The sequence below is a fragment of the Dechloromonas sp. ZS-1 genome (assembly GCF_039649255.1).
GTDB lineage: Bacteria > Pseudomonadota > Gammaproteobacteria > Burkholderiales > Rhodocyclaceae > Azonexus.
In genome coordinates this window covers 231,969-243,795 of record NZ_JBDIYD010000003.1, presented here as the reverse complement: position 1 = coordinate 243,795, position 11,827 = coordinate 231,969, and the positions used below count along the sequence as shown (strand labels likewise).

The window sequence follows — 11,827 nt, the reverse complement described above, 5'->3', positions numbered from 1 at the left end:
ATGCGCCCGAAGGGCGGGTTCAGTTGTGCGCTTCATTGTTGTGTGCGCTGTGGTTTCATTTGGCACGAGGCGCGATCGTCCGCCTTGCTCCGTCCGCTCAGCCCAAATTCATGCCGCTGGCGCTGTTGACCGTCGGCCTACCGATCTGCTCGCGTAAAAAAGCCCCCGCAGGCATAAACCTGCGGGGGCTTCCGGTTAGGCGGGGCTTACTTGCCGGCGGCCGGTGCCGGGGTGCTCGGTGCGGCAGCGGCGGCCGGGGCGGCTTTGGCTTCAGCCGGCTTGGCCGCGCCCTCTGCCTTCTTGCCGTGCGCCTTGGCCTTCTTGGCCGGCTTGGCGTCCGTCTTGGCGGCTTCGGCCTTCACCTCGGCCTTGGCCGGTTCGGCCGCCTTCGGGGCTTCCACCTTCTTTTCCACGGCGGCCACCGGGGCGCTGACCTTGGCTGCCGGGGCCGGTGCAGCGGCCGGGGCGGCCGTGCTGCCCTGGGCAAAGGCGGCGGAAGCAAAGCCAGCGGCAACGGTCAGGGCGATGAGGGTCTTGGTAACTTGCATGATCATTTCTCCAGATTGAGTGAGTGTCTTCGGTGTTCGGTGCGGACTCTTTTTTGCAGCACCTTGGAGCGAATAACGCGCCGGCAGACTGCACGGATGTCAGCACAAACGTAAGCCTGTGTATCCGTGCGTAACCAAGCTGTTGCAGGGCGTTTCATACGCCGTTAGCCGTGCTCGTCACGGGTTTTGATGACGATGGGGCGGGTGTATTGCGTCATGGGCGATCGCCGTGCCGCTGTCGCTTTTGGGCTTGCTTTATCCCGGGCTGTACGCGGTGCCTGTTCTGGGGAGGGTATTGAATCCCTTTTTGCGCGCCATGCCGGTTGATGCCGCCCCGGTTCTGACCGAAAATGGCGACCTTTGCGTCACTTTTCCGGGCCGCGTGCCGACCGGGATGGATGTACTGCCCCTGATACAGTCCAGGGCAGGGGGCGCAGGTGCGAATTCGATAGGATGGAATGGCTATGCTGCTGATGATCGACAATTACGACAGCTTCACCTACAACATCGTCCAGTATTTTGGCGAGTTGGGGCAGGAGGTGCGTGTTTTCCGGAACGACGCCATCACGCTGGCCGAGATTGCCCGACTGAAGCCGGATTATCTGGTGATTTCGCCGGGGCCTTGTGCGCCTGCGCAGGCCGGGGTGTCGCTGGCGGCGATCCGTGAATTTGCCGGCAAGATTCCCTTGTTGGGGGTGTGTCTGGGGCACCAGTCGATTGGCGAGGCCTTCGGCGGCAAGATCGTGCATGCCCAGCAACTGATGCATGGCAAGGTGTCGCCGGTGCATCACAAGGATGAAGGCGTGTTCAAGGGCTTGCCCAATCCGCTGACCTGTACGCGCTATCACTCGCTGGCCATCGAGCGCGCCTCGCTGCCGGAGTGTCTGGAAGTGACCGCCTGGACCGAAGACGGCGAGATCATGGGCGTGCGTCACAAGACGCTGGCGGTCGAGGGGGTGCAGTTCCATCCGGAATCCATCCTGACCGAGCGCGGGCATGATCTGCTCAATAATTTCCTGATCCAGCACGCGCCGAAGAAGGAGGCCGCATGATTACCCCGCAGGAGGCGCTGCAGCGCACCATCGAACACCGTGAGATTTTTCACGACGAAATGCTGCACCTGATGCGGCAGATCATGGCAGGCGAAGTGTCGCCAGTCATGGTGTCGGCCATCCTGACCGGCCTGCGCGTCAAGAAGGAAACCATCGGTGAAATTACGGCGGCGGCCAAGGTCATGCGCGAGCTGGCAACGCCGGTGCAGGTGCCGTATGACCGTCACTTTGTTGACGTGGTCGGTACCGGCGGCGATGCGGCACACAGTTTCAATATCTCCACCGCTTCGATATTCGTGGTGGCGGCTGCCGGCGGCAAGGTCGCCAAGCATGGCGGGCGCAGCGTCTCGTCCAGCTCGGGCAGTGCGGACGTACTGGAAGCGCTGGGCGCCAACATCATGCTCAATCCGCAGCAGGTGGCCGAGTGCATCGAGCAGACCGGCATCGGTTTCATGTTTGCGCCGAACCACCATTCGGCCATGAAGAATGTGGCCCCGGTGCGGCGTGAGATGGGGGTGCGTACCCTGTTCAATATCCTTGGACCGCTGACCAACCCGGCCAGCGCGCCCAACACCCTGATGGGCGTATTCCACCCGGACCTCGTCGGCATTCAGGTGCGCGTGATGCGCGAACTGGGGGCCGAGCATGTGCTGGTGGTGCATGGCAAGGATGGTCTCGATGAAATCTCGCTGGGTGCCACCACCCTCGTAGGCGAATTGAAGGACGGCGTGATCCGCGAATATGAAGTGCATCCGGAAGACTTCGGTTTGCAGATGTTGTCGCTGCGCAACCTCAAGGTCAGCACGGCGGCGGAGTCCAAGGCCATGCTGCTGGGCGCGCTGGAGAACAAGGCGGGTGGTGCGCGTGAAATCGTCTGTCTCAACGCCGGTGCGGCACTCTATGCGGCCAATGTGGTGGAGAGCATTGGTGCCGGTATCGAGCGCGCCCGCGAAGCCATCGCCAGCGGCGCGGCGCGGGCCAAAGTGGATCAATTCGTCCAGGCAACAAAGGCTTTCCAATGAGTGACATTCTCAACAAAATCATCGCAACCAAGCACGAAGAGGTGGCGGCCGCACAGGCGCTCAAGCCGCTCGCACAGGTCGAGGCGGAGGCCGCAGCGCAGGCTGCACCGCGCGATTTCATCGGCGCAATCCGCGCCAAGCTGGCCGACGGTCAACCGGCCGTGATTGCCGAAATCAAGAAGGCCAGCCCCTCGAAGGGCGTGATTCGCCCGGATTTCCGGCCGGCCGACATCGCCCGCAGTTATGAAAAAGCAGGTGCTGCCTGCCTGTCCGTGCTGACCGATCGCCTGTACTTCCAAGGCTGCCCGGAATACCTGCAAGCCGCCCGCGCCGCCTGCGCCTTGCCCGTATTGCGCAAGGATTTCATGGTCGACCGCTACCAGGTGGCCGAAGCCCGCGCGATGGGGGCCGACTGCATCCTGCTCATTGCCGCTGCGCTGACCTTGCCGGAAATGCAGGCCTTGGAACAACAGGCCCACGGCTACGGCATGGCCGTGCTGGTCGAGGTGCATAACGGTGAAGAACTCGATGCGGCCCTGCAACTCAAGACCTCGCTGGTGGGGGTCAATAACCGTAACCTGCGCACCTTCGAGGTCACCCTGCAAACCACGCTGGACCTCCTGGGCCGTATGCCGGCAGACCGTATCGTGGTCACCGAGAGTGGCATCCTGAAACCCGAAGACGTCCATCTGATGCGGAAAAACGCCGTTCACAGCTTTTTGGTCGGCGAAGCCTTTATGCGGGCAGAGGAGCCGGGTCAGGAGCTGTCGCGTCTATTTGTATAGTTCTGTGTGAACGCATGTTGCGTTAACACAACAAAAGCCGTCATGGCATTCGATTAAGCCCGATTCCAGCTTGTCCTCCCGAATTGCCCTCTGTCACAATCGTTTCAACTTCTCGATCCGAGAGGTAAAGCTTAGCCCGGTCCGCAAGGTCGGGCTAAAAACTAACCACTAAGGAGATTTTCTGATGCAAAAGAAGATTATTGCTCTGGCCCTGGCCGCTGTCGCCGGTTCCGCCGCTGCTCAAACCAACGTGACCATCTACGGTGTTGCTGATGCTGGCTTCGCAAGCGTTTCTGCTTCTGGTGCCAAGCGCACTAGCGCCATCGTTTCCGGTGGTCTGTCTGGTTCCCGTATCGGCTTCAAGGGTACCGAAGATCTGGGCAATGGCCTGAAGGCTCTGTTCACCCTGGAATATGGTCTGGCTATCGATCAGAACAGCTTCATTGGTGACCAATCCTCCAACCAGGCTCGCCAGCAGCTCGTTGGCCTGACCAGCGACAAGTTTGGTACCGTCGTCGCCGGCTACCTGCAGACCGCTGGTTATGACTTCGCTTGCGCTACCAACCCGTTGGCTGGTGGCCCGCTTGATGGTTACACTCTGGTTTCCGGTGGCTCTGCCCTGCTGAGCTGCGGCGCCAAGGGCCGTGCTAGCAACGCTGTTGCTTATGTCTCCCCGAATTTCGGTGGCCTGACCCTGTCCTACAACCACGCTCGTGTGACCGAAATCGCAGGTGCTACCAACACGAAGGACATCTACGCCAACCTGCTGGCTGCTTCGTATGAAAATGGCCCGATTTCGGCTGGTGCTATTTACTCCAAGATCAGTGGTAACAACGCTGGTGTTGACCTGTCCGGCGACAGCAATACCGTTTATCAGAATGGCGTTGGCACCTCCACCCCTGGCTCCGCTTCTTTCCTGGCCAAGGATCTGGTTGAATGGGGTGTTCGCGGTTCGTACAACTTTGGTGTCGCCAAGCTGAATGCTTCGTACCAAGTTGCTGACTCCAAGGCAACCGATGGCAAGAACAAGAAGTGGCAAGTTTCCGCCACCGTTCCGACCACCGCTACTGGTGCTGCTCACGTGATGTACGCCAAGAACAAGATGGATGAAAACACCACGTCCAACGACGGCACCTCCGCTTGGACCCTGGCTTATACCCATGGTCTGAGCAAGCGTACCACCCTGTACACTGGCTACACCCGCTTGTCCAATCAGGATAACGCCAAGCTGGGCGCCTTTGGTATCTACGAAGCTGGCAACAGCAACGCCTACGTTGGCAAGGACTCTATCGCTCCGGCTACCGGCGGTAACAGCTCCATCTTCGCAATGGGCATCAACCACAAGTTCTAATCTGGCCTAGCTAGATTCAGAACTGAAAACGGGTGCTTCGGCACCCGTTTTTTATTTTCTGTCGTTCAAAACGACATTTTGCACATTAGCAAAAAACGCCGCATAGCGCCTTTTGCGGCCCACTCAGCTACGCTGCTATTCGGAATTCTGAGATCAGCGCTTGTAGGGCGCCTGCTGCAAATCTGTGACGCTTGCTGTTTGTCGTTCAAAACGACGTTTTAGCGCAACGGGTCAAGTTTGAAGAATTCGCCTGTTAAGCACCCTGCATACCAACTGGCGAGTAATTCGTCTCTGTGAATTTCTACCCAAGCATTGACCAGTAGGAGTTTGTTGGCAGGAAGCTGGCCCCAAATTACATCATTGCTGGCAATGTCGATAGCTACGTCGTTGCCTTGCCACATAGCGATGATAAAGGGCGCTTTATCACGTTGTTGCTTGCTTGCCGAAAACGCGACAAGGATTCCAAAAAAGACCGAAATCATTTTTAGATCACCGGCCCTTAGTTGTCGAGTCAAAGGACGCACATACAGATGCGACAAGTCCAAGTCCGTAATTTCAAAGCGCTCAATTGCTTCAAATAACGGCTCCAATGGATACTGCTCATTACCATAACGGCGACCAATGCTGCTGGCGCTGCTGTGGCCTGTTAATGCGTCGTGCACTGCTTCTTCAATGCCGACTTTACGGCATACATCTTTGAAGGTGTGACGAAACGAGTGGAAGACCTTTCGAGTGTCTTTGATGCCCACATCATTACGAAGATAGCCCGAAAAAAAGTTGCTGAAATAGCCCGCAAGCTTGCCGCGTGGATTGGGTTTTAAATGTGGGAATAAGCGTGGGGCAGGACCCAACGCTGCAACGTAATCAGTAAAACCACACGAGATCAAAAGCGGATGCACGGGGACTCGACGACGCGACCCGGCATTCTTTAGCTTCTGATCTTCGCCAGCGTCGCTAATGTTGATGTAATGCCCAAGGCCTTCTGCGTAGTAAATATCGCTTACCAGTAGCTGTGCCAGTTCCTCAACCCGAGCGCCTGTATATAAGGCGAGTAAAGGCAGCCAGTAGGCAGCTTCCCGTCCTGCGCCCTTGGGACGAAAGCCTTTGCTGTAGATACGACTGGTGAAAATTCGTTGTAAGTCCTCAGCTGAAAACGCCACACGCTGCTTGATTTGAGGCTTGCTTTGAGAGCGGATTGTTTCGGCGGGGTTCTGTTCTAACAGCTCGTAATTGATCGCTGTGACAAAGAGGCTTTTGAGCATTCCAACCTTGTGCGTTGCTGTCGTGCTGCTTTTGCCACTGGCCAATACTGAATCCCTAAAATCAGCTATGTCACGTCGCGTAATTTCCGTCAGAGCCTTGTAACCCACAAAGTCGGCGAACTGGAACAGCACCCGCTGATATTCTTCGACCGTCGTATTGCGGCGCGACTTACTAGCCTTGTTCCAAAGCTCGAACAACTGCTGATAGTGGTCAGTATCCGAGTGGTAGGAACTATCGGTGCTGCTGGGATGGTATTGGCTAACTGCGATATCCATTTTAACTATGCCTGCCGACGATACGGATTGGGGGTATTAATCTGAGCTTGAGCCCCGTTCGTTTGTGTGGGATTTGGGGCGATTCCCACAGTATTTTTTTGGGGTATTTGTGTGGAAGAGGGCGTTGGCTTGGGTTGCTGTATGGGCTTGGCCTGCTTGGGGGTAGGTAGGGGTTTGGCTTGATATGGCTTGGGTGCTACTCGCTGTTGCTTTCCTTTGCCCCCCTTTTTGAGCTTTGCTGCTTGCTGTTTTATGGCTTGCTGTTCGGCCTCTTCTTTAGCTTGAAGGCTGATTGCACTCCATACGCTGCCAGATACCAATTTCCATAATGCCAATTGCTCTTCTGCGCTGGCGAATTCAAATAGACGCATTGCGTTCTCCTTTTATGTATTTATGAAGACGAAATGCGTCTGTCGTTTAAAAAGACAATTCAAAATAGACGAATGAGTGTGTGCTGTGCCGATATTGAGCTTTTGGATTTGGCATCACCGAACTCATTTGAATTGCTTTCGAGTAGCCTGGCTTACGGTCTCAATTGCAGCATCCATTTCTCCGGCTTCGACTGCTTGCTTAATCAGCTCCAAAGTTTCAACCAGCTTACTCTTGTCCGATAGCTCAATGGCATTCGTGTTTTTGCCGAGCGTTAGAATCTTTGCACCATAGCGAATAAACAGATTGATTTTTCCGTTGTCGGAATAAGACCACCATTGTTTTACTTGTTTGGTCGCTTGAATCGTTGCTGTTTCGCCAGTTACTGAATTGGTCACCTTTTTCAAATAAGTAGGCGCATAACATTCGCCGGACTCTTGTGCTTTGGCCAAATTGATCTGCTGAAAGAGCTGCTTCAAAAGCTTATTGCGGCGTTGAATGACCGGCGAGCTGTGGGTATTGCGTTGTGCCGAAACCAGCTTTAGATTAGAAAGGATTGCCATTTGATTATCCATAAAGTTGTTTATGTGACTTAACTTTATGGTCAGGCCAGCAATATGGACAACCGATAATGGCTGAAGATTGGCCTAAAAAATATTCTGATTTTATTTGGTTTTGCTAAATAACTATGGCGCGATACACAGTCGTCACCCAATCAACACTAAATCAACAGTTGCATCGCTGAGTCGATTAGATGCCCTAAACCTAGCCAGTCGTGTGCATAGGGATGGAAGTTCCGTGTAGTGTCGGAGACTTGTTCTACTAACCATTTATGGCTGCTATCCACGTTTGCTACGTCGGACTAGAACAAGGGGTAACAAATAACAGCACAAGTCGGAGCCGAAAGCTCAGCGACACGAGCAAGCAATGCTTAACACAGTAACTTGCGAACCGGTATGTAGTAGCTACTTCTGCTGCATACATTGGTTGCGTTTATCACTGCACGTAAAAGGAGACAGCAAAACCGCCCTTGCCAGTATATGGTTGTGCCGAAGTAGGTGTGTAATAAAGAACTCAGCAAATGACGTCTTTTCACACTGGGCCTTGTGCTTAAGGCTCAGTGTGACTTGAATCTAGCAAAATAACAAACTGCTTAAAGCATTAAAATAAAAAACAGAAATACTGCGAAACGCGAGTGTGCGAGCGTTGAAGCTGCTGAGTGCAACGCACTCAGTTATACGTAGTGTAGTGGTGCAAAATCACCAGGCAGAAAGCGTAAGTACTTCCCTAAAAATTTTCGCGCTACTGTAAAATTTGGCATAATTTACGGTTTTGGTCTTTGGCCCTCTGTCTAATTTGATTTGGAGATTTTTGATGAGTGAAGAAATGAATGACCTCCACAGCGCCCTGCACAAGATGATCTGGAATGCTCAAGAGGAAATGATTGAACAAGGAAATTACATCATTTCTGAATGGCTTGAGAAAGCCGATCGAAATGGAGAGTTTGAGTATGCAGTTGACTGGCTCTTCAATGGTGAAGGGGCTGATTACATCGAAGAAAATTTGGATACTTTGGCTTTCAAGTCTGTGCACTATGCGATTGAGCGCTTTGACTTTAGGAGTGAGGAGACCGATGAGATGACTTTGGATCAAGATGTAGCCGATGAGCCAAAGGATTATTATCAAGAAGTGCGCAATTGGTTTAATGTCAGATCGAATCGAGGCTTTTTGTAGTCATAAAAATAAATAAAATTACTATTGTATTTGGTTCATTTGTAATTCAACGACTTAACGGATTGCAATTTTGGTTGCGAATCATAAAACAAAGAAAACATAATAACTGCACGCGAATTATTTGATTTTGGGAGGAAGCAATGGCGCAAGCGAAAGTTTTTGACAACACCGAACTGCGACGCGTATTAGACTATGTGTCGACGCGACAACACGCCGAACGCAATCGTGCCATTGTGTTGTTGTCGCACTTGGCTGGAATGCGCTGTAAGGAAATTGCGGGGCTACGCTACTGCGACGTGCTGCACAGTAGCGGTGCTGTGAAAGAGGAAATTTACTTGGCAGCAGAGCAGACGAAAGGACGGCACAGCAGAACGGTGTATTTGGGCAGCAAACTACAAAAGGAATTGGCTGCTTATGTAAAAGCAGTTCCACCTACTTCAATCGAAGCTGTGCTTTTTGCCACACAGAAAGAAGCAACGCGCGGTTTTACTGCCAACACTCTCGCTCAGTTCTTCCACTCCCTTTATCGCAAAGTGGGCATTGAAGGCGCAAGCAGTCACAGTGGGCGGCGCAGTTACCTCACAAATTTGGCTAACAAAGGCACTTCGATCCACATATTGAAGACGCTGGCTGGGCACCGCAGTATTTCAACAACGGCAGTCTATCTTTACAGCAGTCCGTCGCAACTCAAAGCAGCGGCCAACTTGATTTAAAACGTCGTTCAAAACGACATTCATAGCTTGCTGTTGGGAAACTGGCCTTTCGCCGTATTGGCAATGATGGCCTTCGCCTGTTTGACATACCGACTGACGGCGACGGTCATTACGTTGAGCTTGTTGGTGCGTTCGGCTTGCGTATCTCTGGCTTTGGTAATCGCAGTAGGCACCAGCTTCAATGCCTCGCCCACTTGCCACATTGTTTTCCGCTCGGGCTTCGGTAAGGCCTGATTGGCTGTCCACGCATCATAGACGGCCAGCATCAGCCGCAGATTATGCTGGCTGAAATTTCGATGTAATGGATACTTGGCGCTACTAACGCCTTCCTTGCCCAGTGAGCGCCGCCCGGGCTTACCTTTATGGACTGTTGTCAGCCAATTAGCAAAATACTGCTGCAACTTCCGCTTGTTGATATTCAGATTGACTGAAATAACGGCAAGTCCGATGTCCTTATGATTTTGAAACACGTCGACTTCGGTGATTTCAGTCAGACGATGTTCAATGGCTTGTTCCCCAAAAAGCTTGGCCCCGCGCTGCTCGCTGCCTCCCCACCAGCTTCTGAAATCATCGGTGCGCACATCACCGAAATCGGCATATAGCCAGCCCAGTTCGCCGACACCACCAGCTTCGCAGCAAGCCAAGTAGTCTGCATTCCTTCGTAAATACGCCCACCACCAGTAATAGGGACTGCGTTCTTGTAAATGTAGGGCTGCTGGCTTGTTCTTAGTCCCGAGCAAGGGGTGTAGTGCAAGAAATCGGCTTTTCATTTCTTATCAAGTAAATTGCGTCGAATATGTAGTCAGTCTCGCATTTTACCCTAAAGTAAGACAATAACTCCTGTGCTGAACGACGTTCAAAACGACATTCAGACAACAACTTAATCACTAACAAAGGAGTTAAAAATGGAAGCAATCGTTATCAAGTCCGTAGCCAACGAAACCGCCAATGTCGTTCAAAACGACACCCGTGTGGCTCCCTCAAAAACCTATTCGCCAATCGACACGCTTAGCCGCTTGGAATGCAGCCGCAAGGAATGGGAAGAGGGGGCTTATCGCACGAGCAATCAACAGCTCTACGCCATTCTTGCCGAGTGCTACGCCTTCGCTGGCGAGCTGGGCGTGACTGAGTCGAAACAGCGCAGCGCTGCACTCGAAGCATTCTACAAAGAGCGCGGCTATCGCATTAAAAAAGATACGCCGTTAATGACCCGCATTGTGCGTGCCGTTTTCGGCGACATAGATCGTCGTCGTCTCAGCACCTACTCACTCGTGCTGCGTGCAGCCAAAGCCGAACAAGTTCTGGCAACTAACCTGGCTGACTGGATTGAGCAGGAAGGAGGGGTGCAAGAAATTCGTATGTCGCGTAGTGCCACGTTTGTCAGTCCGAAGCAAAAAGTAGAAATTGCACAGCAAAACTTTGACAGTTTGCCTGTGCTGGCCAATGTCCATTCGGAAGCATTGTCTGGCCTCAGCGACAGCGATTTTGTCGGCTGCGATTGTGTGCTGCTGGCAACGCAACAAGCCGATAGCACCTATGCCGTTCGTGCTGTGCTGCGCAGCAATACAGCAGTCAATGCAGCGTTTGTGTCGTTGTATGGCTGCGAACAAGAAAAGCACAAAGCGGCGCTAAAGGAACTGACGGCAGCAAACGAAGCTGACGGTGCAATGAAGGCTGCAGCTTAACAACGAAATAGCAACGGGCAGCAGTTTAGCTGCTGCTGCCCGTGCAAATGAAATCACTTTTAAAAGGAAAATTACTATGTTTGATATCAATAATCTTCAGCCAACCTCTGTTGCCGATATTGTCTTTGGAAACGACGAATCCAAGCAGCGTATCTGCGACATTATCAGCGGCGAGGAGCCATTGCCCGCTTTTGGTAAGAGCGGCATCCTGTTGTATGGCGTATGGGGAACAGGAAAAACAGCACTGGCAAATCTGCTGCCAGAGGCTATTGAACAGATTAAATATAATGACGATTTGGTTATGCAACCCGAGTTCATTGGGTGCCAGCAAGGCTTTACTGGGCCGCAAGTTATGGAGCTGATCAAAAAGCAGCTTAGTGTGTTATCCCTTAACAGCAGCAGCCTTCATTACTTCATACTCGACGAGGTCGATAACTTAACAAAGTTGGCCCAGCAAAGTCTGAAGTCGGCAATGAACACGAACCGAGCAATCTTCGTTTTAACCACTAATCATATTTCGGCTATCGAGCGTGGCCTACTCGATCGGTGCGTGCTCGTTGAAATGAACGCGGCGAAAACTGAGCAGTTAATGCCATTCGCACAAAAAATCTGTGCTCAACTCAACGTCGTTTTAGACGACACGCAACTACAAGCCATCATTGCCGGCTGTAATGGCTCGGTGCGTAATGTTGCGCACAATGTAATGCGTGCCGGGTTACGTCAGTTGCGCTGATCAGTAGCTGCGCTGCTAAAGATAGCCCGCTTCGTGCGGGCATCTTTGCATCCCAAAAAAAATGTAAAAGGCCATTTTGCGCGGTAAAGCCGATAGGGCGCTTTAGAACAAAGCATTTTATTCCATTGCGCCGCCGTTGTTGCCTTCGGTTTTTATTTGGTCTTTCTGGCTTGATGGCAAGTTAAAACTGAGCGTTTTATGTGAATGGCGAAAAAAGCTCAGCCTTTTATACCGAAATTTGCAGTCGTTTAGCATAAAAATTGGTATAAAAATTCGTTTGGAATGTAATGTTTTGGC

General features: G+C 52.5%; 13 protein-coding genes. 8 read left to right on the top strand and 5 right to left on the bottom strand.

The features are described 5' to 3' along the window. Positions 1–206: 206 nt before the first annotated feature. Positions 207–548 carry an amine oxidase gene (locus AACO21_RS06295; RefSeq protein WP_346191652.1) on the bottom strand — a complete coding sequence of 114 codons (342 nt, stop codon included), beginning with the start codon at positions 546–548 and terminating at the stop codon, positions 207–209. A 464-nt stretch (positions 549–1,012) separates the two neighbouring features. On the opposite strand from AACO21_RS06295, the gene AACO21_RS06290 reads away from it, so the two are divergent. The 4 genes from AACO21_RS06290 (at position 1,013) to AACO21_RS06275 (ending at position 4,758) form a co-directional block, all read left to right on the top strand. Then, the gene (locus AACO21_RS06290; RefSeq protein ID WP_346191861.1) at positions 1,013–1,600 is read left to right on the top strand and encodes an aminodeoxychorismate/anthranilate synthase component II; all 588 of its coding nucleotides are present in this window, start codon (positions 1,013–1,015) and stop codon (positions 1,598–1,600) included. Next, a complete protein-coding gene (gene trpD / locus AACO21_RS06285; RefSeq protein ID WP_346191651.1) occupies positions 1,597–2,622 on the top strand; it encodes an anthranilate phosphoribosyltransferase in 1,026 nt (341 codons plus the stop codon). The genes AACO21_RS06290 and trpD overlap by 4 nt, the downstream gene beginning before the upstream one ends. After that, positions 2,619–3,407 carry an indole-3-glycerol phosphate synthase TrpC gene (trpC, locus tag AACO21_RS06280; RefSeq protein WP_346191650.1) on the top strand — a complete coding sequence of 263 codons (789 nt, stop codon included), beginning with the start codon at positions 2,619–2,621 and terminating at the stop codon, positions 3,405–3,407. The genes trpD and trpC overlap by 4 nt, the downstream gene beginning before the upstream one ends. Positions 3,408–3,591: 184 nt before the next feature. Next, the gene (locus AACO21_RS06275; RefSeq protein WP_346191649.1) at positions 3,592–4,758 is read left to right on the top strand and encodes a porin; all 1,167 of its coding nucleotides are present in this window, start codon (positions 3,592–3,594) and stop codon (positions 4,756–4,758) included. A 218-nt stretch (positions 4,759–4,976) separates the two neighbouring features. Here AACO21_RS06275 and AACO21_RS06270 read toward each other — a convergent pair whose 3' ends face one another. From AACO21_RS06270 to AACO21_RS06260, 3 genes are all read right to left on the bottom strand, one after another. Further along, entirely contained in the window at positions 4,977–6,296 is a 1,320-nt protein-coding gene (locus AACO21_RS06270) for a DUF4160 domain-containing protein (protein ID WP_346191648.1), read from the bottom strand. Positions 6,297–6,301: 5 nt separating this feature from the next. Continuing rightward, on the bottom strand, positions 6,302–6,667 hold the full coding sequence (locus tag AACO21_RS06265) for a hypothetical protein (RefSeq protein WP_346191647.1): 366 nt from the start codon (positions 6,665–6,667) through the stop codon (positions 6,302–6,304). 123 nt (positions 6,668–6,790) lie between these two features. Continuing rightward, positions 6,791–7,240, bottom strand: coding sequence for a DUF6641 family protein (locus AACO21_RS06260; protein WP_346191646.1), 450 nt, complete (start codon positions 7,238–7,240; stop codon positions 6,791–6,793). Between the two features lie 799 nt (positions 7,241–8,039). Here AACO21_RS06260 and AACO21_RS06255 point away from each other — a divergent pair. Both AACO21_RS06255 and AACO21_RS06250 read left to right on the top strand, forming a co-directional pair. Then, the gene (locus tag AACO21_RS06255; protein ID WP_346191645.1) at positions 8,040–8,399 is read left to right on the top strand and encodes a hypothetical protein; all 360 of its coding nucleotides are present in this window, start codon (positions 8,040–8,042) and stop codon (positions 8,397–8,399) included. Between the two features lie 140 nt (positions 8,400–8,539). Next, positions 8,540–9,112: a site-specific integrase gene (locus tag AACO21_RS06250; protein WP_346191644.1), complete on the top strand. Its 573-nt coding sequence runs from the start codon at positions 8,540–8,542 to the stop codon at positions 9,110–9,112. A 20-nt stretch (positions 9,113–9,132) separates the two neighbouring features. Here the strand turns inward: AACO21_RS06250 and AACO21_RS06245 are convergent, their stop codons facing one another. Beyond that, positions 9,133–9,882: a hypothetical protein gene (locus AACO21_RS06245; RefSeq protein ID WP_346191643.1), complete on the bottom strand. Its 750-nt coding sequence runs from the start codon at positions 9,880–9,882 to the stop codon at positions 9,133–9,135. 135 nt (positions 9,883–10,017) lie between these two features. On the opposite strand from AACO21_RS06245, the gene AACO21_RS06240 reads away from it, so the two are divergent. Next, positions 10,018–10,797 carry a hypothetical protein gene (locus AACO21_RS06240; protein WP_346191642.1) on the top strand — a complete coding sequence of 260 codons (780 nt, stop codon included), beginning with the start codon at positions 10,018–10,020 and terminating at the stop codon, positions 10,795–10,797. 76 nt (positions 10,798–10,873) lie between these two features. Beyond that, positions 10,874–11,530 (top strand): AAA family ATPase, encoded by a 657-nt coding sequence (locus tag AACO21_RS06235; RefSeq protein WP_346191641.1) that lies wholly within the window; start codon positions 10,874–10,876, stop codon positions 11,528–11,530. Positions 11,531–11,827: the final 297 nt, after the last annotated feature.